A 23,755-nucleotide genomic window follows, 5' to 3' on the forward strand; every position below is an offset into this window, starting at 1 on the left:
TGTTTCTGTTCCTCCTGATTAACGAATGCAAAGGCTGTCTGTCATTACGCAGCGTCTTCTCTTTGTGAATGTGCTTGCGCTTGTAAGTCCCTCACCGGTACGGCTTGCAATTGTGAATGTACAGAAACCTTCTCCGCCAAATCCAAGTGCGGAATAGGACGGGCCGTTCTTTACAAGGATTGCGGTATCAATTGCTTTCGCATATTTTGTAATGTTATCAATATTCTTGGAATGAATATGTGCGGAATGACGGTTGCCATGCTCAAGCCATACAGCCTGCTCTACAGCATCGTCGAAATCCTTTGCTCTTACGATTCCGAGGATTGGCATCATAAGCTCTGTTGTGATGAGCGGATGTTCCTTCGGTCCTTCGAAGATAATGCAGCGGGTATTTGCCGGTGCCTGAACTCCGATCATGGAAAGAAGTGTCTTCGCATCACGTCCTACACATTTACGGTTCAGCTTGCCGCCTGCAAGTACAGTTTCAACAAGCTTATCCTGCTCTTCCTTAGATGCAAGGTAGCAGTCATTTTCTGTAAGCATGTAGTGCATTAACTCATCAACTACGGAAGATACTGCAACAACTTCCTTCTCTGCGATACATGGAAGGTTGTTATCGAATGTACATCCGTTTACGATATCCTGAGCTGCCTTACGGATATCAGCAGTAGCATCAACCAGTGCCGGCGGGTTTCCTGCTCCTGCACCGATTCCTCTCTTACCGGAGGAAAGAACTGCTGTTACAACACCAGGGCCGCCTGTTGCTGCGATCAGATGGATATCTTTATGTTTCATCATAATATTGCTGGTCTCAAGAGTTGGTTTCTCAACTGTGACAGCGATATTATCCGGGCCGCCTGATTCCAGGGAAGCCTCATTTAAAAGATTGATTGCGTAAATAGAAGTTTTAACTGCTGCCGGATGTGGGTTGAATACGACTGTATTTCCACCTGCCAGCATGCCCATTGTGTTACAGAGAACTGTTTCACTCGGGTTTGTACATGGTGTGATCGCACCGATCACGCCAAACGGTCCCATCTCGATCAGAGTCAGTCCTCTGTCTCCGGACCATGCAGTTGTTGTGATGTCTTCGGTACCAGGAGTCTTATCTGCTACCAGGTGATGTTTGAGGATCTTATCTCCTACATTACCCATACCAGTTTCCTCAACACCCATACGTGCCAGTACTTCCGCATTCTCTTTGATCTTCTTGCGGATGCAGGTGATGATCTTTTCTCTCTGGTCCATAGACATTGTCTTAACTACCAGCTGAGCCTTCTTGGCTGCTTCGATAGCATCATTCATATCCTTGAAAACGCCATGTTTTCCGGCCGGAGCATCTGCAATCTGCATCTTTGCCATAACTTCCTGTACAATTTCCTGTACCATATTCTCACTTATTGGCATGAGATTGTCCTCCTTAATATTCCGTCAAAAAATTATTTCAGGCCAAGCTGAGCCATAACCTGTTTTGTGATCTGAGCAACGAGTTCTGCATCGTTGTTTGCAGCAGCCGGAGCCTCACCCTGAGGATCAGCAGCGCTTGTTCCGCAGTCTTTTCCAACGAAATCATACTGATATCCTGGGAACTGTTTGTAGTCCTCACTGTGGCATGCACCACCGCAGTTGTGGCAGTTCTTGCCGTCTTTGTTCAGGCAGAGGCTTGCCGGATGTTTACCAGGCATACCAAATTTACGACGGATCGCATAGAGTTTCTCGATGTTCTCTTTGTCGAATTCCTTCGGTCCGCCAAGGAGCTTGGTCTGATACAGAAGCTGTGCGTAGAACTCTACAGACTCCATCTTCATGTATGCAGCGTTAAGGTCTGTGCTCCATGTAAGTGCTCCGTGGTTCTCAAGAAGTACTGCATCAAAGTATGGAAGGTATTTCTCAAGGTTGTCCGGAATCTCCATTGTGGAAGGTGTACCATACTCAGCGATCGGAACGCATCCAAGAGCGATAACTGCCTCCGGCATGATCGGCTGTGTAAGCGGAATACCTGCGATTGCGAAAGATGTTGCATAGATCGGATGAGCATGTACAACAGATCCTACGTCCGGTCTCTTCTCATATACTCTCATATGCATCTTGATCTCAGATGATGGTTTGAATCCCGGGTTAGCCTGGATCACATTACCCTTGCCATCTACTTTACAGATGAACTCTGGTGTCATGAATCCTTTGGATACACCAGTTGGTGTGCAAAGATATTCATTCTCAGCTATCTTAACAGAAAAGTTTCCGTCGTTAGCTGCAACCATGTTACGGTTGTAGATTCTCTTACCGATGTCACAAAGCTGTTTTTTGATTTCAAACTCGTTTACCATGCTTAATTTCCTCCTTGAGCATTGGATTGCACTATTTTGTTTCTGAGAACATTTTACCCCATACCACAAAATAAGTCAAGGACAATCCGTTGTTTTATGTTGGTTTCTTGTTGTATTTTGTGTTGTTTTTATTGTTTTTTATATTTTCTGTTTGTAAAGGATCTTTTTTCTGTAATCCTGTATCTCTCAGCCGCCGATCTGGCAGTCCAGGCTGCATACCGCATGCACTGCATTCTTTAGCATCTGCATATGTTCTGCTGTAGGCGGAAGGATTCCTTCCATTAAATAGGGTCTGCCAAGTCCTTCATATTTATCCTGCCCCAGTCTGTGGTACGGAAGAAGATGGATCTTGTTTACGCCCGGAAGGGATGCTGCAAATCTTGCGATCGCCTGGATCTCTTCCACAGAATCATTAAATGTGGGGATCACCGGAACGCGGATCACCAGTCTGGTTTTTCCGTAGAGCGCAACCCTTCTTGCATTCTCCAGCATCAGTCCGTTGGCCCGTCCTGTGAATTCTTTATGTTTTTCCTGATCCATATGCTTGATATCCATCAGATATACATCCAGATAGGGAAGTACCTGTTCGATCTTTTCCCATGGGGCACAGGCCATACTTTCTACCGCTGTGTTGATCCCTCTCTCCTTTGCCGCGCGAAGAAGATCTCTGGAAAAGTCCGCCTGACACATACATTCCCCTCCGGAAAGGGTGATCCCGCCTCCGGAACGATAATAATAGGCACGGTCTTTTTCCACCTCTTCGATCATCTCACGAACTGTCACGTCGCGGCCGATCACTTTATCTTCTCCCAGAACCTTCATGTTCTGGATCCGGTATTCCTGTGATTCCGGATTACAGCACCAGCGGCAGCGAAGAACGCAGCCCTTCAGGAACACGATGGTACGGATACCCGGTCCATCGTGTACTGAATATTTCTGAATATCAAAGATCCTGCCCTTTGTATCCAAATAGTCCATTCGTTACTCCTTTAGAAGCCCTGCTCAGTACGTCTGATGATATCGTCCTGCAGAGATCTGGAAAGTGTAGTGAACAATGCGCTGTAGCCTGCAACACGTACAACCAGATGTTTGTACTTCTCCGGATGCTTCTGTGCATCCAGAAGTGTTTCTCTGTCAACAACGTTAAACTGCATATGCATACCCTTCTGATCAAAGTATCCGCGGATCAGTGCTACGAATTTCTCCAGTCCTTCTCTTCCTGCAAGTGCTGACGGATGGAATTTCTGATTAAACAGTGTTCCGTTGGATACGATAAAATGATCCAGGCGGGATACAGAAGTTGCCGCAGCTGTCGGTCCCTTCACATCCTTACCGGCTGACGGGGAAACACCATCTGCTACCGGAGTATGTGCGTAACGGCCATCCGGTGTTGCACCGGTCTGTCCGCCAAGAGGAACGTTTGCAGATACAGGATAAAGTCCTGCCTGATAATGTCCGCCTCTCGGGTTCATATATTTCTGAAGCGGCTTGGTGTAAGTATAAGCCACATCTCTTGCAAAATAATCCACATCCGGGATATCGTTTCCAAACTTCGGAACCTCCTCGATCATCTTGTGGATCTCTTCGAATCTTGCTTTCTTCTCCGGAGATGGCTCTGTTCCGAGAGCTGCTGTCATAACAGCTGTTGCGGTCTGCTCATTTACGCTGATGCCATTCTCCTGAAGCTTCTGCATAACGATGGTGGTGATATCTGCTGCAGACTGTGCATCGATACCCTTGCCGTAGTTCCATGCCAGAGCCTCCTTCAGCTCTTCCATGGTCATCTTCTTTTCTTCATATACAAGTTTGCGGATCGCATACAGAGAATCTGCCATGTTTGCAATACCAAATCCCTGAGGACCTGTAAAGTTATAAACAGCTCCGCCTTCCTGAACGGATTTGCCTCGTTTCAGGCAGTCATCCACCATACAGGAAAGGAATGGAAGCGGACATCTCTCCGCATGTGCCACATCAATGGCATTATCAGCATTTACAAGCAGGGAAATGAAATATTCCATCTGTTTCTTATATGCATCATAGAACTCATCGAAGCTCTTCATCTCTGTGACATCGCCGGTCTGGACACTGATCTGTACCCCTTTGTCCATACCATTAGAGAAAACCATCTCCAGCGGACGGCACATGTTAAAGAATGCAGCGTCATGCCAGCCCTCTGTCTTACCTGCCTTCTGCGGTTCTACACAGCCGATGATGTTATATTCTCTGGCATCTGCAAGAGAAAGGCCGCGGTTCTGCAGTGCAGGAATGATAACCTCATCATTGTAATAAGCCGGAAGTCCGATTCCTGTTCTTGTAAGCTCTGCAGCCTTGATCAGGAATTCATGTGGTGATCCGTTCCATACTCTTACAGAAAGAGACGGTGCCGGAAGGTGCACATGCATAGACGCCTGGATGCACATAAAGGAGAGATCATTGGTCACATCCTCGCCATCCTTGTTCTGACCACCTGCGATCAGGTTCTGGAAAAGGCTGTAGCCTGCAAAGCCTTCTGCAGATGCAGCATCACGGCATTTATTCAGGTCGTTTAATTTTACCCATATACAGTCCATCAGTTCCTGGGCAAATTCTCTGGTAAGATTGCCTGCTTCCATATCACTCTTGTAATACGGATACATATACTGGTCAAAACGTCCCGGAGAAATAGAATGTCCGCTGCTTTCCATCTGGATCAGCTGCTGTACAAACCAGAAAGACTGGCACGCCTCATAGAAGTTACGGGCGCCCTTCGCCGGTACGCGTGTACAATTGGATGCGATCTGAAGGAGTTCCTGTTTTCTGGTCGGATCCTGACACTGATATGCCATCTGCTCTGCGAGCTCGGCATAACGATGTGCATAGTCAATAACTGCCTGACAGCTCATGATAACTGCTTCCAGGAAACGGGATTTCTTTGCGTAATCACCATCTCCTACATTACACTCATCCAGTTCCTTCTGAGCTTTGGCAATGATCCCTTCATAACCGATCGCCAGAACTTCTTCATATTTAACGGTTACGTGTCCTACACCATTGTAGAAATAGTTTCCAGGTGTAAAAATATTGTGGTCAATGGCAAGAATCGCTTCCGGTGCCATGTAGGATGTTGCAAGCTCACTGGTAGTCTTGCCTTTCCAGTATTTATGTACCTCACGGAGCTCCGCCTTGGTTTCCTCCGCAATATAAAATGGATCGGCTGTTCTGGTAGCCACTGTATCCAGCTCATCCTCCAGCCACTGGAAAGAATACTCCGGAAACGTCTGACATCCTCTCGGCGCCAAAGTGCTGCTTCCAACGATCAGCTCCTCATCACGGATGATGATCGGAATGTTGTGCAGGATGTGGGCAAATGCCTTGGCTCTGCGGGTGATGATCGGCTCGTCTTCTGTTGCTTTGTAAGACTCTGTGATCAGTTTTGCTCTGGCAGATTCGATCACCGGCATCTTTGCATAAAGATTATCTACAAGATGTGTGATCCTGTCTGTTTTCGGAACATCTGCTATATGAAATTTCTCCATGATTCTCCTTTCTCATAACCGGTTGTTTCTGATGATCTGTCTGCCTCTACGCTTCCAGAACCGCTCCTGTCCGGCTATGTGCTCATGTAGTTTTATTATACCTTACCCCTACTTCGATGTCAACGAAATCCAACATGTGTTTCTAGCTGTTTTTGTGGTTTTTATCGGTTGCGCCCTGTTGATTTTATTTGTTTTTTGTATTTTTATGTTTTTCTCTATTGACTTTGTTTTTCTGCTCTGCCATACTTGGATTTATATAGGAATTCCTTTGTTTTTCAGAAAAAATTTATGCAAAGTGGACATTCGTATTCCGCTCTGTCACATGTTCTCAAACAGTAAAAGAGGTGTATTTTTATGTATCTTTCTGATATGCATACCCACTCCATCGCCAGTGGTCACGGCACGGAATGTACCATCACCAACATGGCACGCGCAGCTGCCGAGAAAGGTCTCCGGCTTCTCGGGATCACTGATCACGGTCCCGGCACTCTGGCAGCCGGAACTTCCTCCTATTTCCGCAGCCTTACCTATTCTCCCAAAAAACATTTCGGTGTAGAATTACTCTACGGAATTGAACTGAATATCCTTGACCGCAGCGGAACGGTAGATTTAGATCAGGAATTATTATGTAAACTTGATTACGCCATTGCCAGCATGCATGCCTGGAATTACCGCTGCGGTACCAGAGCCGAAAACACAGAAGCTTTTATCAATGTAATGAAAAACCCCTGTGTAAAGATCCTCGGACATAGTGATAACACTCATTACCCGGTTAATTATGATGCGCTTGCAAGGGCTGCCAGGGAAACCGGCACGATCTTTGAGATCAACGAAGCTTCTCTTGCACCTTATGGCTATCGTGGCGACACAAGAGAAAACTGTTTCGAGATCCTTCGATGTTGCCGCAAATATGATCTGCCGCTGCTTCTTTCCAGTGACAGCCATGGCCCGGAGCATATCGGAGATTTTACCTGTGCTGCTGAGTTTGTTCATCAGGCCATGTTTCCGGAACAGCTGATCCTCAACAACCAGATTCCCAGACTCAAGGTTTTTCTCCAAACCAGAGAATGATCTTCTGTATCTTTTCCGACAGATAACAGATATTGTCCCCCAAAACAAAACAGGCCAGTTCAAACACAGGAATATACATTTTCCTGTATCTGAACTGGCCTGTTTTTTATTTTTCCCGCTGCTTCCGTACAATTTCCGCAAGCTCGCTATATTTACCTGTAACATATCCAAAATTTTCTCTTCTGTGAGGAAGCTTGCATTCGGTGCAATCTTTGATCCCGCTTTCCGTAAAGCGGAAATTACCACCACATTTATCTCCCAGTGCATATAAAGGGCAATAGCAGAACAGACAATTAAAATTCTCCGGATTTGCTCCTTTATGGCACGGAAAATACTCACAGTTTTTGTGGCTGAAGTAAGAGTATTCTTTGCCTTCCCAGTATGGTTTCTCCATGGCTCTTTTCTCCTCTCCTGACATAACCACACATAATTTTTTCCTATAAAAAAAGAGGTAGCGATGCCACCCCGGGGTAGAAATATAATCCGTTCATGAGTGCGCGGAGGGAACGAATGTATCCGGAGTAGTATCGCCTGCCATTTAATCATGTATAATTCATATGAACAGGCGCATTCCATAAAAAAATGCCTACTCTCGTAAAAAAGTAGACAACGTCCCAGGGGTGCGGAGTCCCTGAAATGGTTGTTACACTTTACACGGAAGTTTAACCTCGCCATAACAAGCAGGTTTCCTGGCTCCGGGATCATGGCTCCTCTCTCCTTCTCATACATACGTACAATGGACTATGAGATTCGCTCCTCCGTTACAGTGACCGGATCGCTCAGGTTTCACACCTGATTCCCTTTTCTGTGGACTTCTGATAATCAATATATAACTGTCAGCTATCCTCAGCACTTGCTATGTTCAATATGGAATTATACTGACATCATAATAACATCCTGTTAATTATATGTCAATACTGTTTTTAAAATTTATACATTTTTGAGCATATTTTGTTGCTGTTCATTCCGTTCCATGGGTTTTCAATATTTTTCCTGCCGTCAAAAACAGCCCGACAAACTGCTGTCGGGCTGCTGTATTTTTATTTTCTGTTGTACGTTCTTATTATACAAGACGTCTTACAGATACAATTGTTCTGTATGTAGCATCATTGCTAATCTTGATCCCGTCCTGAGAGTTCGATGCATGAACGATCTGGCCATTACCCATGTAAATAGCCACGTGCCCGCCATAGCAGATCAGATCTCCCGGCTGTGCATCTGCGTAGGATACTTCTGTACCTGCATTCTGCTGCTCATAGGAGGTTCTCGGAAGGCTGACTCCGAAGTTCGCATAGACACTCTGTACAAATCCGGAGCAGTCTGCACCATTGGTAAGGCTTGTTCCGCCCCATACGTAAGGATTCCCCACAAACTGTGTAGCATAATTCACAACAGAAGATCCGGAACCACTGCTGTAAGAAGAACTGTCACTGGCTGAGGATGTGTCCTCTTCATTAGATGTGTCCTCTGCACTTTCTTCAGATGCATCTGTGCTGTTATCGTAATCTGCGTCTGCATTATCCTCTGTATTCTCAGTATCCTCGGACGCATCATCATTCTCACCATTGTCTGCATCTTCATCCACAGCCTCGGTGTCATCTTCAGCAGTATCCTCATCTGCATTCTCGATCACGTCGCCGTCCTCATCGTACTGTCCGTCTTCGCTCTCGTCCGCCTCATCCTGCTGTGCTTCCTGCTCTGCCTGGCGTCTTGCTTCCTCTTCTGCCTCAGCCTGCGCTCTCGCTGCTGCTTCAGCCTCGGCCTGACGTCTTGCCTCTTCCTCTGCTGCAATACGCTCAGCCTCTAATCTCTGAAGCTCTGCAGTCTGCTCTGCAAGAAGGTTGGCATAATCTGTAGCCTGCTGCTGTGCGTAGGCAATCTCATTATCATAATCTGCGGATGTGGCACGCTTCTCATCCAGCTGTGCCTGCAGGTTCTGGGACTCTGCCTCATATTCCTGCTTCATTCCCTCCAGCTCTGCCTTCTCCTGTGTGTACTGTGCCTCCAGGTTTGCCACCTGCTGGATCGTATTGGAATATTTTTCAAGACTCTTACGGTCCTGCTCATAAGTTTTCTGTGTGTACTCTGCTCTTGTAAGAAGGTCAGACAGGTTCTCTGCATTCAGCATCATCTGGAACCATGCATCGTCTCCACCCTTCTCATAGAGATACTGGATACGTTTCTTCATTGCCTCATACTGTTTCTGCTTGGCATTTTTGGCCTTCTCAAGGTTGGTCTGTGTAGATGCAATGTCGGCTTCCTTATTGGAGATATCTCCCTCCAGTGTCTGGATCGAAACCATCACGTTTACAAGATTGGCATCAAGAGTTGAAATCTCGCCTTCAATCTGTGACTTCTGTGAGGAAAGCTCATCCAATCTGGAATAAGTCGCATTCAGCTGTTCGTTGGTCGCATCCATCTCCTGCTGAAGCGCTGCCTCATCTTCTCTTGTTGCGCTTACGCTGACTACCTGTGCTCCGCTGATGATGAGCGCCAGTGTCAGACATAATATCCTTTTCTTCATGACTGTTCACCCTCGCAATCTGATTCTAATTTAATACAGCGGATCTGACCATCCGCTTCGTTGGTTTTCTTTGTAATACTTTTGCAATATCTTGTTTCAATCTTTTTATATATTAACACAGTGTTATTTGGATTGCAAGGATTTTCTATTAATTAGTTTAAAACTTTGTAACATTTATTAATGATTTTGACATTAAAAAAGGAGAACCCGGGTTATCTCAGGTTCTCCTCTCACGTTTCTTATTGCTATTTGTTACATACAAATTTCTTTCAGCACATCCTGATCAGAACAGATCTGCAAGGATCTGATTGGCTGTCTTGTTCAGATATCCGTTGGGATCGGAAAGAGTGCTTCTGTTCCATCTGAAGTATGCACCGTTTCGGATATAGTTACCACTGGATTCATGATAGTCATATTTGCTGGCTCCAGGATACCTAGACATATAAGTTTCTGCCAGCTTGATCGCCTGGCTTCCGTAAGTTCCGCTTGGTGTCGGTGTTCCGGAAATCTGTACGCCGGCATTCGGTGTACAGTGGAGGATCACAACACTCTTATCGGAACACTGTCCGAGAACGATCCAAGTATGTCCGCTGTTGTATCCGATATCTCCCGGATAAAGCTTCCAGTTTGAGCTTGCCAGCTGAGACTGGGAAACAACGGTACCCATTCCCTTGCCGGAATACAAAGATCCAAGATTTCCGGAAACATCCGTGTACATAGGTCCACCGGATCTGCTCTGCATGATCTGATATACAGACCATCCTACAAAGCCGGAGCAGTCAAGGCCCTTCTGTTCTGTAGCTTCACTGAGATCCATATAATATCTGTAATTATAGGAGCTGGAATTGCTGTCATACCACTGTTTCCATTTTGGACTGATGCCCTTTCTGGTCGCATCTGACCAGTTGTGGCCGCCGCCCCATACGTAAAGAGTCTTTCCTACCGGAAGTAATGCATTGGCAAGGAAATTCTTGATGGTCCTGGAGCTTGTAACTGTAGTAGTGCTTGGATTGGTATCCAGGACACCGTTGCTGCCAAATGTATACTTCTTGCCATCGATCGTCTTCGTTCCCGTAGCCATGACACCGGTTGACGGATCGAAATAATATTTATATCCTTTTTTGGAATTTGTGACCCAACCGGTAGCCATCACGCCGCTCTTGCTGTAAAAATAATAGGTATCGCTGCCGATCTTCTTGAAGCCCTTATACATAGCTCCCGTGTTTGGATCAAAATAACGCTTCTGCTGTTTCTTATTCGTTGCCCAGCCCTTTGCCATAAAGCATTTGCTGGTAAAATATCTGGTCACATTCTTCTTGTCTGTAAGGAATACACTTCTGGCTGCAGCACCACTGCCTCTGTAAAAATAATATTTCTTATTACTGATCGTGGCCCATTTCGTTGTCATATATCCGCTGGTGGGATTAAAATAGCGGGTATTGTTCTTACTGTCTGTAAGCCAGCCTGTTGCCATATAGCCCTTGGCACCGTTGACATTATAAAAATATCGTTTGCCCTTGGAATCCTTAGCCCAACGCTTCATCTGCACGCCTGTGGATTTATTAAAAAAATATTTCTTCCCGTTCAGTGTAAGCCAGCCTTTTACCTTCTGGCCGTTCCGATAATAATAGGACTTTCCTTTTTCTGTCTTAAAGCCGTTTTTGGTCGCAGCCTGTACATCTGTTGCCGTTGTATGTACAGTTGCTCCGGCTGCAAAGAACATCAGAACAAAAAAAAGTCCCCAGAGTTTCCATTTTCTGCTTAATTTTCGCATACATACCTTCCTTTGATAGATAGATCATTGATATTTACTATTTCTTAAGTCCGACTGATCGTAAACGTTACAATTTTGTTACAATTTTACGTCCATATTATATAACATTCTTTACGGTCCGTCAACTCTTTCCTTTTCTTTCAGAAAAATCATCATCCAGGTATTACCAATGTTGATTTTATGCAGAAAAAAGCCCCGAAACATCAGAAATATTCACCGATGCTCCGGGGATATGATCCTTTATGCAGTTTTGCTCCTGTCTGTTACGGATCCTTACAGAAATTTTTTGCGAAGCTCTGCCCCATCAAGGGCACTTAAATATGCAGGTGCAACATCAAATACTGTCTTGCATCCCTTCTGTCCTTCCTGGTTCATGCGGTATGCAGCTCTTGCATAGGCAACGATCACAGAAGATGTGAACTCAGGATTGGAATCCAGCTTCAGGCTGTACTCGATCACATGGCTGTTCTCATTGTTCCAGCCTGTTTTTCCGCTGCGGATCACAAAACCGCCGTGTGGGATACCGCTGTGGTCACGATTCAGCTCTTCCTGGGAAATGAAATGTACCGTTGTATCATACTCGTCAAAGTAGTTCGGCATGGTCTTGATCTCTTCCTCGATGCGTGCAAGATCAGCACCTTCCTCAGCAACTACGAAGCACTCTCTTGTATGTTTCTGGCGTGTAGTAAGCTCCGGATTTTCTCCGTTTCTTACTGCCTCAAGTGCAGCTTCTACCGGAATGGTGTACTGCTTTGCATCCTTTACGCCTTTGATGCGGCGGACTGCATCAGAATGTCCCTGGCTGACACCCTTGCCCCAGAATGTGTAGTCGTTTCCATTTGTAAGGATCGCATTTGCATACATACGGTTCAGAGAAAACATTCCTGGATCCCAGCCTACGGAAATGATTCCTACATGTCCACTCTCTGCTGCTGCCTTGTCAACATTTGCAAAATGCTCCGGGATTTTCTTATGTGTATCAAAGCTGTCCACAACATTGAAATATTTTACATACTCCGGTGTCTGAACAGGAAGATCTGTCGCACTTCCTCCACAGATGATCAGGACATCGATCTCATCCTTCAGCTTCTCCGCATCTTTTACAGAATAAACCTTTGCGGTCTCTGTAAGGATCTTTACAGTCTCTGGATCACGTCTGGTAAATACTGCAACCAGCTCTGTATCCGGATTATGCTTGATGGCGCACTCCACGCCGCGTCCCAGGTTTCCGTAACCTAAAATACCAATTCTTATACTCATAACGATTTCCTCCTCTTTTCTCTGCAGTGCAGCATTTCCCGGACAGCACTGTGAATTTCTGTCAGAAAAAGCCTTCTGCGATCTATATCGCAAAACGGATCTGCAGGATCCGCCTTACAAACATATGGATATGCTGCCTTATGATATCCCCGATCTCAGTTTCAGGACATCGATGACAGACCTTTTTCCTGCATCAGCAGCAGAAAAAGCCGCCCGGCCAGCACATGAAACAGGCCATGGTCCTGCAGCAGGCATCACACATATCCCCTTCTGCAGTCGGCATTCCCCCAAAGGGATCCTGCCGCTGCTGATACCAGCCGCCACCGCCTTCCATTCTCTGGAGCAGCATACGGTACTGCATATTATCCGGTTCCTGACGGACTGCTTCACGGATCTGATCCAGAGCTGTTACATTATTTCCCATTCCCATATTTGCCATAGCAGCCAGGTAATACCATTCCCCATTTTTCTGACCAAGAGAATCCAGTACATTCATAGCTTCCTGAAAATGACCGCTCTGCACATAATTGGCGGCCGCCCTTCTGCGCATACTTTCCTCATCCTGATAGGCACTGGAACCGGCATTTCCGTAATTTCCAAAACCACCGTAATTTCCGTAGCCGCCATAGCCATTCTGGGAACTACTTCCGTACTCACGCTCTTTCATGATCTGCTCGTAAGCCTGCTGCACTTCTTTGAATTTTTCTTCGGCCTGATCCTTATTCGGATTATTGATATTGGCATCCGGGTGATACTTTCGGCTCAGCTTCCGGTATGCCTTTTTTATTTCATCATCAGATGCGTTTCTGGGAACTCCCAGCACGCTGTATGGATCTAACATTTTTTCTCTTTCTCCCGTTCTTCCCTGCGCTTCTGTCCGATCGCCGCAAAGCGGCACCAGACGCCGGAATATAAAATATTTCGAAGGATATCTCCGTATCGGAGGATCGGCAGCTTTTCAAATTCTCTGCAGCATTCTGCAAGCATCATCATAAGAAGCCGACGTACCTCTTCCTCGAACCCTTCTATCTTATATTTTTCAAGGAAAGGATTGTAATTTCCGTTTTCTGCATCTTTTTCCACATCGTCATAAGCATCCAGGATGTAGATAAATTTTCCGAGATAAAATCCCAGACGGCGCAGGGACGATTCCCAGACATCCTTACGGAAGGCCAGAATCTCTTCCATGATACGTCCGGAACACCCGGCTACACGGTCCACATCGGTTTCCCCCTGTTTTTCCAGGGAAGAAAGCTCCTCCAGCGCGTTTCGGATTCTTTGGATCTTCGCCGGATAAGCGGACATATGCATATTTCCGCAATTCTTCAGAATTCCTGCATATGCATAGCGCAGTGGTTTGTGTTCATCCTGCCAGTCATCCATACATTTGTAATAGGTAAGGATCACATTCATATCCGCACAGTACTCAGTTACTGTATTTTTGCGCACCGGCTGGGGCTTCAGCGGATGGACCACACACCTTGAGGTTCCCTTCTTCGTTGGCGGCTCATAAAGGCCGCTTAAAAGAAGGACCACAAATGTCATATCATAAGTCAGTGAGATCTGTCCCGGTATCCCGTATCTCTCCCGCAATTCTCTGCAGAGGCCGCAGTAAAAAGAACGGTACACATCAAAATCCTTGAATTTTATTTCCGGTTTATTAACGGTCACATATCCGAACATGTCAGCTCCTTTTTACGAATTTTGTGTGGCATTTCGGACATTCGATCTCGATCTTGCCCTTTCCCTTTGGAATACGTATCTTCTGTCCGCAGCCCGGACAGCTGTAGATGTGATGGGTCTTTCTCTGCTTCATCAGATCCTTTTCTTTATTAAAGCGAAAACGGAACTTTGACGTCATCTGAAGGAATTTCTGATTTTCGGCATAACGCTGCTGGATATTTCTGGAAAAAATACGTATATATGCATATACGATCGCTGCGACCCCGAGAATGTCAAGGGTGCTGCCGACAGTTCTGCTGAATATATTGGCAAACATTGCCAGAATGATCAGAACCAGTGCGACTCCCATGGTGAACCTAGAAAGATCATCCACTCCATAACGTCCCTGCATAAATTTATTGAATTTGTCTCTCATATGATCTGCATCTCCTTTTCACTGCCATACGGCACTGCCAAAAAATTTCCGTAAAAAAATCCGGATGGCAGTTCCTAACGGTCATTGCATACCTGGAAAATGTAGAATTTCAGATAATAGGACTCATCTGCTGACCAGAGGATCGGATGATCCGGTGCCTGTGTACGGTACTCTACCTGGCGCAGTCTCTTATGGACATTCTTCGCTGCCTGACCGATGGTCTGTGTAAACAGCTCATACGTCATAAAATGAGAGCAGGAACAGGTCGCCAGAAATCCGCCGTCCTTTACAAGACGCATTGCACGGAGATTGATCTCACGGTATCCCTTGATGGCATTTTTTACAGAGCTTCTGGATTTCGTAAATGCCGGAGGATCCAGTACCACAACATCAAATTTCTCTCCCTTCTCCTCAAGCTCGGGAAGAAGTTCAAAAACATCCTCACAGAGGAATTTCACTGTTCCGTCCAGGCCGTTCAGACTGGCGTTTCTTCTTGCCTGCAGGACTGCAGTTTCCGACGCATCCACACCAAGAACACTCTGTGCCCCTGCAATTCCCGCATTCAGTGCAAAAGAGCCGGTATGTGTAAAGCAGTCCAGAACCTTCGCCCCCTTGCAAAGCTTCTGGATAGCAAGACGGTTATATTTCTGATCCAGGAAAAATCCGGTCTTCTGCCCGTCCCTGATATCTACTTCATATTTCACACCGTTCTCTTCAATCTGAACAAGTGTCGGAAATTCTTCTCCGATAAATCCCTTGGTAAGTTCCATTCCTTCCTGGCGGCGTACCTTTGCATCACTCCGCTCATAGACTCCACGGATCCGGATCCCATCCTCAGCAAGGACTTCCTTCAGTGCATCTATGATCGTTTCTTTAAGACGATCGATTCCCAGTGCAAGAGACTGTACAACAAGCACATCTGAAAACTTATCCACAACAAGACCCGGAAGAAAGTCTGCTTCTCCGAAGATCACACGGCAGCTTCCGGTATCTACTACCTTCTTACGATACTCCCATGCGTCGCGGACACGTTGTTTCAAAAATTCCGGACTGATCTCTGTACGCTCATCTCTGGTAAGCATACGGACTGTGATCTTGGAATTGGTGTTGATAAATCCTCTTCCCATTGGATATCCGTCAAAGTCCCGGACCAGAACGATATCTCCGTTCACAAAGCTTCCCATGATGCTTGCGATCTCATTGTCATATACCCAGAGGCCTCCTGATTTCAGGAATCTGCCTTCGCCTTTTTTTAATGTTACTACTGCCAGGCTCATAAATTCTACCTTTTCCCTTTCTCGTTTCCCTGTCACGGTTTGCGATGTATGAGTCCACAAAACCGATTTACGGTCAATTTTATCACAGAAAAATCCATTTTTCCAGTGCTTACACAAATCCTTGTCGTAAATCACAAAATTTTCATGATATCTTTCCTGCACGACAAAAAATACCACAGCAGAGGTTGTTTTCTCTGCTGCGGTATTTTTTATCTCTTTTTCTGTAAATCTTTTATTCTGCTGCGGATTCCTCAGAAGAGTCCGTGTTCTCGCCGTAAAGACCTGCCAGATATTTCATGGTTTCTTTATAAAGTGTCTGCTTATCTTCCTGGGGAACATCTGCAAGAATAGCTGCTGTCACGTCTGTGGCCTCTGTGGCCTCCTGGGAACTGTCAATACTGAACAGCTTCTTCAGCTTCTGATCCATCATATTCAGCTCTGTACTCTGATATTTTTCTGTACCATCTGCCTCATAGGATTCTGTACCATCCTTCAGGATATCATAATAATCCTTCTCAACAGTTTCTGCCACACTCTTCGCTGTCTGCTCATCCAGTGTTACCGTTGCCACTGCCTCTGTATCCTCCGTTGCAGCGAGAAGGGAATCTGCATCTCCCTCATACTCGCCTTTTACAAAGAGGACAAATTTATCATAATTGTTCTTTGCTTCTTCACTGAGCACGGAAGTATCGTTTTCTGCACTATCTGCCTGGTCTGAGCCCTCTGTACTTTCTGAAGATTCTGTATCTTCTGTTGCCTCCGGGATTCCGGTCTCATCGGATGCAGCCTCATCAGAAGCGCTTTCATCTGTGCTGTTCTCGTCAGAAGCACTTTCGTCTGTACTGCTCTCGTCGGATGCACTATCCTCTGTACTGCTCTCATCAGAGGTACTTTCGTCTGTGCTGCTTTCGTCCGAGCTTTCCTCATTGCTATAGGTTCCGTCGTCGGTAGCATCCGGGATTCCGGTCTCATTGCTTGTATCCTGAGAATCTGCTCCTGTTTCTTCCTCAAGACCCGGATCCTCTGTGGAGCTCTGGATCACATCGTCACCAAGAATGCTGTCATTTACATTGTTGACGATATCATCAGAAGAATCTGCATCCACATCTACGGTTTCATCACTGCTCTCGCCATCCAGCGTATCATCAGAGGAAGAAGTCTGGCCTGTGGTATTGGCATCTACCTGCTCCAGTGTTTCCTTCACATCATCATAATTGTAATCCTGCTGTGAGATCTGCTTCAGAAGAGACACGATCCTGTCAATATCGTCCTGGCTTACGGAAATATTGTTCTGCTCAGCCACATTGATGACAATATTCTGAATCTCATCTGCATTCTGTACTCCGTTCTGGATCACATCCATCTTGGACTGGTTTACAACTGTTGTCGCCTCATTTTTACCAACCTTATCTGCAAGCTCACCGGTGGTTACGATCTCCTGGTTGGCAAGCTTCGTCTTGGTCTCATCCAGCTTCTCTCCACTGGCCTTCTCATATGCCATCTGGATGCCGGTAAGTGCACCTGTTCCGGATACTTCCATCGGGCAGGCAGCAACTACTTCACAGTTCTTCACACCGGATGTGGAAAGTGTCGTTGCGATCATATTACCTGTCACCCAGTTCAGATTTGCTGTGCGGACCTTGATCCCGCCGGACTGTGTAGGCTTCACATAGGCACAGCTCAAAGTTCTGGAACCGATCTGTGACTGTGGTGCGATATTATCCAGGTGTTTATGCTCATCCTCATTTGTAATGGTCATCACCTGCACCTGATCGGAACTTACATTAAAATATTTCATCATTGTCTGCTTCTGGGCATCCGTAAGATCTGCTCCAAGTGTTACTACCTTCGAGGCATCTGCAAATACGGGATTTACACTTCCTGCCACAAGGCATGCACTGCAGAGCAGAGCTGCGATCATGTTTCTTTTTTTCATTGATCTTCCCTCCATATATTTTTTCGGATCGATTGTATCTACTTAACTTTTGCGGTGTAAAGCGGACATTCCTCTTCGTTACTTACATCTCCACGAATGCGAGCGCTTCACGATCTGTCGTTCTTGTCATATTATAACACAGCTGCTGAAATATTTGTAATTTATATTATATAAAAAACGCTGCCGGAAATTATATTACTCATTTCTGACAGCGTTTTATTGCTTTTCTCATTTTCCCAGAGAACTTATCTGATCTGGTTTAATTTTCCGGTTTCTTTTGCTTTTTTCAACAATTCCCGGTTTTTTTCATTCATGATACCAAAATCCTTCAGCGGACAGTACACTTTTTCACATTTTCCCAGGAACTCCAGTGCTTCTTCAAAGGCAGACTCCGAAATGCATTCAAAAGGCTTCTCCGTGATCACTTTTGCAGCCAGTTCTTTTGCCACCTGATAATCCGCATCATTGGTATGGAGAACTCCGGTCACAAAAGGAATCCCCTGTCGCTGCAGCTTCCGATATACCGGAATCCCGCTTCCATTTCCTCCGATCACAAACACCTCCGGTTTTCCGGCCGGAGGTTCCATTTCCACGCAGCCGAATTCTGCATTATAGCTTCCACGGGTGATGCCATAAAGCTTCCGAATATAATCGGAAGTAAAGATTTCCTCCGGTGCACCATATTTCTCAATGTGATCTCCATGAACACAGATCACCTGGTCAGAAATCTTCTGGGCAAGATCCAGCTCATGAAGGGACATGATCACCGTCATCTGTTTTTCCAATACCATCTTCTTCAAAATGGCAAGAAGCTCCAGCTTATGCCGGATATCCAGGAAGGAGGTCGGTTCATCCAGGATAATGATCTCCGGTTCCTGGCAGATGGCGCGTGCCAGAAGGATACGCTGTCTCTGTCCGTCACTGATGGCTGTAAAATCCCGATCCTTCAGATCCCAGGCGTGAACCATCTCCATGGCACTTTTAACTTTTTCCTTGTCCTCTGCGGAAAGGATCCCGAGAGTTCCGGTATAGGGATATCGTCCGGTGGATACCACATCCTCACAGGTCATAAGCTCCGGTCGCATGCGCTCGGTAAGTACTACAGCCAGTTTTTTTGACACTTCCCTGTTGGTCATCCGGCTCATCTGTTCCTGTTCCAGATATACCGTTCCGCTGATCAGGGAAAGCTGTCTTGTGATACTCTTCAAAATAGTAGATTTTCCGGCACCGTTGGGACCGATCAGTGTCAGGATCTCTCCTTTATTCAGCTGAATATTGATCTCTTTGATCAGCGGTTTTCCATCATAGCCTACGGTCAGCTGATCTGTATAAAAAAAATATGATTTCATCGTTTATATCCTCTGCTGTCTGCGAATCATGATATAGATAACTACCGGTGCTCCGAAAACTGCTGTCACAGAACTGATGCTCAGCTCCGTCGGTGCAAATACAGTTCTTGCGATCAGGTCACAGAACAGGCAGAACACTGCACCGCCCAGAAAACAGGCCGGGATCACAAGCAGGGGTTTGGCAGTCTTCAGGAGACTTTTTGCAATATGAGGCACAGCGATCCCCACGAAGGAGATCGGCCCTGCAAAAGCGGTCACACAGGCAGAAAGAATACTGGAAAGCAGGATCAGAAGTATCCGGAAAGCCTTGATATTAACTCCCATATTCTGCGCGTAAGTCTCCCCCAGCTGATAGGCGCTGATCGGTTTTGACATAAAAAATACGATCACCATAGTAAGAAGTACCACAACAGCCATAGTCTGCACATTTCCCCAGGTCATACCGGAAAAGCTTCCCAATGACCAATTGTGAAGATTGACTATGTTGGAATCATCTGCAAAGGTCACCACAAAGTCTGTGATGGCCGAACAGATATAGCCGATCATAACACCACTGATGACCAGCATGGACATATTGTGGACTTTTTTTGCCACAAGGAGCACAAAGCCCATGGAGATCATTGAGCCTGCAAAAGCAGCCAGGATCATGGCACCGGAACCGATGGACACCGATCTGCTTAAAAAAAAGATCATCAGAAGCGCCACGATCAGCTTGGCACCGGAAGAGATTCCCAGTACAAAGGGTCCCGCGATAGGATTGTTAAAAAAGGTCTGCAGCAAAAATCCGGAAACAGAAAGTGCTCCGCCAAGGATGATAACTGCCAGTATCCTGGGAAGACGGATCTCCCAGACGATATTATAAGAAGTTTCATCTCCCTGATGCCGGAATATGATATTCAGGATCTCCTTCACAGAGAGGTGGATACTTCCTGAATTTACATTCCATATAAATAAAAAGATCAAAAGTACCGCAAGGATCACAAAAGAGATCCCGTATCGGACTGCGCGTTTTCTGTCATTCATTTTTCTGGTACACTCCTCTTCTGTTTTGTTATCCTGTCCTTTCGTTTCCTGCTCACAGGTGGAAACCGGCAAAGGAGTTAAAGCGAACACTGGAATTTATTTTAGTTTATGCATATAGGTCAGCTCATCCAGAGAATCATCGTCTGTAGTCAGCATGGTGTGGATATCCTCAATCATGGTTCCAAGTCCGGTGGTTTCCTGGAAGAGATTTTTGCCTGTGCACCAGACATTTCCGTTCTTCACTGCCTTGAAATCTGCAAGAAGCTTACTTTTGGAAAGAAGCTCATCAATGGTCTTAAGTTCCCCGTCAATCGTACTGTTATAGATGATATAGTCTGCATCCTTCGCCTTGGCATAAAACTCTTCCATCTGCATATTCATGGTGGAAAGAGCATTGTCATTTACTCCCGTATCCTCCGGAACATAATTTCCTCCTGCGAGAGAGATCATTTCCGAAACATAGTCGCCACTTTTTCTTATATTTACCGCACCTACGGAGTTGATATAAAAGAACGCTACGGTCTTGTCTGTTTTATCTGCTGTGAGAACCTTATCCAGCTTGTCCGTCTGCTCTTTGAAAACCTTTTCTGCTACATCTTCTTTTCCCAGAAGAACTGCGTAAAGCTTCATCCACTCGGTCCTTCCAAGAGGATGACTCTCATAGCTGGAACGCTCTACCATTACAGGGATCCCGAACTGCTCCAGCTTCTCCTGTACCTCCGGATTGTGATGGATCATGGTGGATTCAATGGCAAGGTCACAGCCCTCGTTCAGGATCAGCTCGTAATCCGGAGCACTGTACTTGCCGGCATAAATCATCTTTTTCTGTTCCATGGCGTCCTTTGCTTCCTGGATATACCATCCGTCTTCCTTGGTTCCGGAAAGCTTGATGCTGTCAATCCCGTCGATAGCGCGGAAAAGATCCATGGCCGAGGTTGCTACCAGATAGATATTGTTTATGGGCTGCTGCAGAACCGCAATGTCAGGATCCAGCCCCTCCGGTGCTTTCTTGCCTTCGGGAACTACAAGAAACTGTCCTTCCTGATCAATGGTGAGCAGCGCATAGCCATCGTTGTAGTAATCCACATTAAATTCCTTTGCGTAGGAAAGATCCATACTGTGGTCAAAGGTAAGGCCTGGAATATCCGCAGGCTTATGTTCTGTCTCTGCTGCCTGCACTGCAAAAGCACACCCCAGGATCAGGGTCAGCGTCAGAAATATGTATGAAATTATTTTTTTCATTTTTCTTCCTTTTTCATGCTCGAAGAATCAAAATTCAGGGTATACTCAATCTCGTGAGGAGTACTCATGGCTACAGTATCTGCAGTCACTTCCATTTCTGCGTCAAAGACTGTGACCGGGATCTCAAATGTGGAGTTTCCGTCTTTGTTCACCGGCTCATATTTTTCGCCGTCCACGATCATGTAATCATAATTCGGACTGCTCCAGATGATGGTTGCCGTAGCTTCTTTGTCCTTGATCTCTACTTTAGCTGGAGATTCTACAGATGCTCTTCCTGTTCCGCCTGTAAGGGTTACATCCGTCTCATAGGTTCCGTCCTCCAGCTTCAGCTCTTCCGGTTTTTTCCCTTCGGATTTTTTGTCGTCAGAGGTTTTTACAGGATTCTTTACGCTGACTTTATGGTCGTACCATTTGCCTTTTTCTCCCAGGAGCGCCACGTTAAATTCCTCACCAATGGCCGGTACCGGGATATCAAATCCGTAAACCTCCTCTGTATAACCATCGCTGTACTTCACTGTATCTGTGGTCGGCTCAATGATCTCTGCTCCGTCCTTCTGGGCATCCTCGGCAGTTCCCGCAAACAGGTTAACGATCTTCTTGGAAACCAGACTTACGTGGATGGTCATTTTGCCATCTTTGACCGTGAGCTCTCCTTTTTTGTCATTGGCCTCATTTACATGAAACATGCTGCTGTCTGTACCAAACTCTGCTGTATAAACGCCATCTTCCAGGGTATCTGCTTTGGCTGCATCTGTATCCTTTTCTTCGGAAGCTTCTGCTTCCTCACCGGACTCTGTTTTTGTTTCATCTGTTTTTGCCATCGCAGGCACAGAGCCCAGCACCAGGACTGATGCACTTGCCATTGCAAGAATTAAGTTTACATAGCGTTTTTTCATGATAATCTTCTCCCTTCCATAGATACAGCAATCTGCCCGGAAAACAGTCTTCCTGATCTTTCCGGGCAGTTACATTGATTTCTTATAGGTATCTGAACTCACTCAGATATTTTTATATTTATTATTCTGCGGACTCCTCAGCAGAATCAGCCTCTGTATCTGCTGCTGCATCAGAATCTGCGGACTCCTCAGTGCTTCCCAGAGAATCGATGGCTGCCTTTGTATGCTCTACATAAAGCTTCTCAACTGCTTCGATTCTTCCAAGACCCTCGATCTGGCAGTCAACCTTATCGAAGTTTCCGGATGCTACAAACTGGCTCTTCCAGGAATCCTCCTCATCACCGGCCATATCGTTATTTGCATGGTCTCCGGCAACAACCATCAGCGGACGAAGAACAACGTTCTTGTATCCTGCTTCTTTTACCTTCTCGATAACCTTGTCGCAGGCTGTATCTTCCGGCTTACCCTCTACAGTACCGATGAATGCGTTCTTCAATCCAAGGTTTTCCATCTGTGTCTGCATCTGATCGTATGTAACGTTAGCTGTATGAGATGTTCCATGTCCCATGAATACGAATGCTGTGCCAGCCTCAGCTGCTGCATCCATGCTGTCAAATCCGGCCTCTTTGCAAGCCGTATCTGTGATCGCCTGAGCAACGGCTTTCTTGTCATCATTGATCACAGTTGCATCGTCTCCAACCTCACCGAGCATTGGCTCTGCGATAGCTACAGACTCGAATTTATCTTTATAGCCATTGATCGCTTCTGTCATCTCATCGTACTCAGCACCATGCATCAGATGGGTAGGCTGTACAACCAGATTCTTAACACCATTCTCTACTGCACGGTCAAGAGCCTGCTGCATGTTATCGATCACTTCATCATCTCTTGCCTCTACATGGTTGATGATGATCTGTGCTGTAAATGCTCTTCTTACAGACCAGTCCGGATAAGCTTCTGCAAGAGCATCCTCGATTCCCTTGACATCCTCTGCACGGCTGTCATTGAAGGAAGTACCAAAGCTTACAACAAGAAGTTCATTCTCACCGATCTCATCCTGGTTACGCGGATCGTCCTTGGAAGCATCTCCTGTGTCACGTCCGAAATAATCCGGATCTGCATTCTCACCCTCTACCAGTTCTTTCTGAGCATCTGTCAGAGCATCCCATGCTTCTTTGGCTGCCTTGCAGTCCTCATCTGTTGTGTCGTTTCTTTCCTGTACATAGATCTTGTCGATCAGAGCTGCTACATTATCTGCTGCTTCCTGATCTGCATCAGAAGCCTCTGTGGTATCAGCTGCCTCAGCGTTCTCTTCTGTAGCAGAATCCTCTGCTGCCATTGCTGTTGTAGCCGCACCCATAGAGCATGTCATGGAAACTGCGAGCATCAGAGCTAACATTGTTTTTCTTTTCATTTCTCATTGTCCTCTTTTCATGTATTTCCAGAATACTGATATGTACAAA

Annotated in this window: 19 protein-coding genes and 1 riboswitch; of the genes, 1 reads left to right on the forward strand and 18 read right to left on the reverse strand. The window is 45.9% G+C overall.

From position 1 onward, the window contains the following. Positions 1-18: 18 nt before the first annotated feature. From NCY57_RS06385 to NCY57_RS06400, 4 genes are all read right to left on the reverse strand, one after another. A complete protein-coding gene (locus tag NCY57_RS06385; RefSeq protein WP_021651547.1) occupies positions 19-1,407 on the reverse strand; it encodes an aldehyde dehydrogenase family protein in 1,389 nt (462 codons plus the stop codon). Positions 1,408-1,439: 32 nt separating this feature from the next. Continuing rightward, on the reverse strand, positions 1,440-2,327 hold the full coding sequence (locus tag NCY57_RS06390; protein WP_059086812.1) for a class II aldolase/adducin family protein: 888 nt from the start codon (positions 2,325-2,327) through the stop codon (positions 1,440-1,442). A 186-nt stretch (positions 2,328-2,513) separates the two neighbouring features. Beyond that, positions 2,514-3,305 (reverse strand): glycyl-radical enzyme activating protein, encoded by a 792-nt coding sequence (locus NCY57_RS06395; RefSeq protein ID WP_021651548.1) that lies wholly within the window; start codon positions 3,303-3,305, stop codon positions 2,514-2,516. Between the two features lie 11 nt (positions 3,306-3,316). Further along, positions 3,317-5,842, reverse strand: coding sequence for a glycyl radical protein (locus NCY57_RS06400; protein ID WP_173739769.1), 2,526 nt, complete (start codon positions 5,840-5,842; stop codon positions 3,317-3,319). 354 nt (positions 5,843-6,196) lie between these two features. Between NCY57_RS06400 and NCY57_RS06405 the strand changes: the two genes are divergently transcribed. Further along, on the forward strand, positions 6,197-6,913 hold the full coding sequence (locus NCY57_RS06405) for a phosphatase (protein WP_021651550.1): 717 nt from the start codon (positions 6,197-6,199) through the stop codon (positions 6,911-6,913). A 106-nt stretch (positions 6,914-7,019) separates the two neighbouring features. On the opposite strand, the gene NCY57_RS06410 is transcribed toward NCY57_RS06405, so the two are convergent. From NCY57_RS06410 to NCY57_RS06475, 14 genes are all read right to left on the reverse strand, one after another. Continuing rightward, the gene (locus NCY57_RS06410) at positions 7,020-7,307 is read right to left on the reverse strand and encodes a cysteine-rich small domain-containing protein (protein ID WP_021651551.1); all 288 of its coding nucleotides are present in this window, start codon (positions 7,305-7,307) and stop codon (positions 7,020-7,022) included. A gap of 268 nt (positions 7,308-7,575) precedes the next feature. Beyond that, positions 7,576-7,745: riboswitch (cobalamin riboswitch) on the reverse strand. Between the two features lie 231 nt (positions 7,746-7,976). Next, complete coding sequence (locus NCY57_RS06415; protein ID WP_173739770.1) at positions 7,977-9,437, reverse strand: C40 family peptidase; 1,461 nt, start codon at positions 9,435-9,437, stop codon at positions 7,977-7,979. A gap of 283 nt (positions 9,438-9,720) precedes the next feature. Continuing rightward, complete coding sequence (locus NCY57_RS06420; protein WP_244092806.1) at positions 9,721-11,211, reverse strand: N-acetylmuramoyl-L-alanine amidase family protein; 1,491 nt, start codon at positions 11,209-11,211, stop codon at positions 9,721-9,723. Positions 11,212-11,484: 273 nt separating this feature from the next. Continuing rightward, entirely contained in the window at positions 11,485-12,471 is a 987-nt protein-coding gene (locus tag NCY57_RS06425) for a diaminopimelate dehydrogenase (protein WP_044961542.1), read from the reverse strand. A gap of 193 nt (positions 12,472-12,664) precedes the next feature. Continuing rightward, positions 12,665-13,312, reverse strand: coding sequence for a J domain-containing protein (locus NCY57_RS06430; RefSeq protein ID WP_015525967.1), 648 nt, complete (start codon positions 13,310-13,312; stop codon positions 12,665-12,667). Continuing rightward, positions 13,306-14,154, reverse strand: a complete 849-nt coding sequence (locus tag NCY57_RS06435) for a DUF5685 family protein (protein WP_118608083.1) — start codon at positions 14,152-14,154, stop codon at positions 13,306-13,308. Before NCY57_RS06435 ends, NCY57_RS06430 begins: the two co-directional genes overlap by 7 nt. Position 14,155: 1 nt before the next feature. Then, positions 14,156-14,569: a hypothetical protein gene (locus tag NCY57_RS06440; protein ID WP_015525969.1), complete on the reverse strand. Its 414-nt coding sequence runs from the start codon at positions 14,567-14,569 to the stop codon at positions 14,156-14,158. Positions 14,570-14,643: 74 nt separating this feature from the next. Then, positions 14,644-15,846: a class I SAM-dependent rRNA methyltransferase gene (locus NCY57_RS06445; RefSeq protein ID WP_015525970.1), complete on the reverse strand. Its 1,203-nt coding sequence runs from the start codon at positions 15,844-15,846 to the stop codon at positions 14,644-14,646. A 232-nt stretch (positions 15,847-16,078) separates the two neighbouring features. Beyond that, the gene (locus NCY57_RS06450) at positions 16,079-17,782 is read right to left on the reverse strand and encodes a DUF1002 domain-containing protein (RefSeq protein WP_022426414.1); all 1,704 of its coding nucleotides are present in this window, start codon (positions 17,780-17,782) and stop codon (positions 16,079-16,081) included. A 245-nt stretch (positions 17,783-18,027) separates the two neighbouring features. Continuing rightward, entirely contained in the window at positions 18,028-19,131 is a 1,104-nt protein-coding gene (locus NCY57_RS06455) for an ABC transporter ATP-binding protein (RefSeq protein ID WP_021651559.1), read from the reverse strand. Positions 19,132-19,134: 3 nt separating this feature from the next. Continuing rightward, the gene (locus NCY57_RS06460) at positions 19,135-20,154 is read right to left on the reverse strand and encodes a FecCD family ABC transporter permease (protein ID WP_114002182.1); all 1,020 of its coding nucleotides are present in this window, start codon (positions 20,152-20,154) and stop codon (positions 19,135-19,137) included. 96 nt (positions 20,155-20,250) lie between these two features. Further along, positions 20,251-21,396, reverse strand: a complete 1,146-nt coding sequence (locus NCY57_RS06465) for an ABC transporter substrate-binding protein (protein ID WP_114002183.1) — start codon at positions 21,394-21,396, stop codon at positions 20,251-20,253. Further along, positions 21,393-22,292: a hypothetical protein gene (locus NCY57_RS06470; RefSeq protein ID WP_173739771.1), complete on the reverse strand. Its 900-nt coding sequence runs from the start codon at positions 22,290-22,292 to the stop codon at positions 21,393-21,395. The genes NCY57_RS06465 and NCY57_RS06470 overlap by 4 nt, the downstream gene beginning before the upstream one ends. Before the next feature lie 121 nt (positions 22,293-22,413). After that, positions 22,414-23,706 (reverse strand): sirohydrochlorin cobaltochelatase, encoded by a 1,293-nt coding sequence (locus tag NCY57_RS06475; protein ID WP_015525974.1) that lies wholly within the window; start codon positions 23,704-23,706, stop codon positions 22,414-22,416. Positions 23,707-23,755: the final 49 nt, after the last annotated feature.

The sequence above is a fragment of the Blautia sp. MB18-30 genome (genome assembly GCF_023669475.1).
GTDB lineage: Bacteria > Bacillota > Clostridia > Lachnospirales > Lachnospiraceae > Blautia_A > Blautia_A fusiformis.

Excerpts from the sequence above, each read along its gene's own strand:
- NCY57_RS06385 (WP_021651547.1), bottom strand. The coding sequence starts at position 1,407 with ATGCCAATAAGTGAGAATATGGTACAGGAAATTGTACAGGAAGTTATG.
- NCY57_RS06390 (WP_059086812.1), bottom strand. The coding sequence starts at position 2,327 with ATGGTAAACGAGTTTGAAATCAAAAAACAGCTTTGTGACATCGGTAAG.
- NCY57_RS06395 (WP_021651548.1), bottom strand. The coding sequence starts at position 3,305 with ATGGACTATTTGGATACAAAGGGCAGGATCTTTGATATTCAGAAATAT.
- NCY57_RS06400 (WP_173739769.1), bottom strand. The coding sequence starts at position 5,842 with ATGGAGAAATTTCATATAGCAGATGTTCCGAAAACAGACAGGATCACA.
- NCY57_RS06405 (WP_021651550.1), top strand. The coding sequence starts at position 6,197 with ATGTATCTTTCTGATATGCATACCCACTCCATCGCCAGTGGTCACGGC.
- NCY57_RS06410 (WP_021651551.1), bottom strand. The coding sequence starts at position 7,307 with ATGGAGAAACCATACTGGGAAGGCAAAGAATACTCTTACTTCAGCCAC.
- NCY57_RS06415 (WP_173739770.1), bottom strand. The coding sequence starts at position 9,437 with ATGAAGAAAAGGATATTATGTCTGACACTGGCGCTCATCATCAGCGGA.
- NCY57_RS06420 (WP_244092806.1), bottom strand. The coding sequence starts at position 11,211 with ATGCGAAAATTAAGCAGAAAATGGAAACTCTGGGGACTTTTTTTTGTT.
- NCY57_RS06425 (WP_044961542.1), bottom strand. The coding sequence starts at position 12,471 with ATGAGTATAAGAATTGGTATTTTAGGTTACGGAAACCTGGGACGCGGC.
- NCY57_RS06430 (WP_015525967.1), bottom strand. The coding sequence starts at position 13,312 with ATGTTAGATCCATACAGCGTGCTGGGAGTTCCCAGAAACGCATCTGAT.
- NCY57_RS06435 (WP_118608083.1), bottom strand. The coding sequence starts at position 14,154 with ATGTTCGGATATGTGACCGTTAATAAACCGGAAATAAAATTCAAGGAT.
- NCY57_RS06440 (WP_015525969.1), bottom strand. The coding sequence starts at position 14,569 with ATGAGAGACAAATTCAATAAATTTATGCAGGGACGTTATGGAGTGGAT.
- NCY57_RS06445 (WP_015525970.1), bottom strand. The coding sequence starts at position 15,846 with ATGAGCCTGGCAGTAGTAACATTAAAAAAAGGCGAAGGCAGATTCCTG.
- NCY57_RS06450 (WP_022426414.1), bottom strand. The coding sequence starts at position 17,782 with ATGAAAAAAAGAAACATGATCGCAGCTCTGCTCTGCAGTGCATGCCTT.
- NCY57_RS06455 (WP_021651559.1), bottom strand. The coding sequence starts at position 19,131 with ATGAAATCATATTTTTTTTATACAGATCAGCTGACCGTAGGCTATGAT.
- NCY57_RS06460 (WP_114002182.1), bottom strand. The coding sequence starts at position 20,154 with ATGAATGACAGAAAACGCGCAGTCCGATACGGGATCTCTTTTGTGATC.
- NCY57_RS06465 (WP_114002183.1), bottom strand. The coding sequence starts at position 21,396 with ATGAAAAAAATAATTTCATACATATTTCTGACGCTGACCCTGATCCTG.
- NCY57_RS06470 (WP_173739771.1), bottom strand. The coding sequence starts at position 22,292 with ATGAAAAAACGCTATGTAAACTTAATTCTTGCAATGGCAAGTGCATCA.
- NCY57_RS06475 (WP_015525974.1), bottom strand. The coding sequence starts at position 23,706 with ATGAAAAGAAAAACAATGTTAGCTCTGATGCTCGCAGTTTCCATGACA.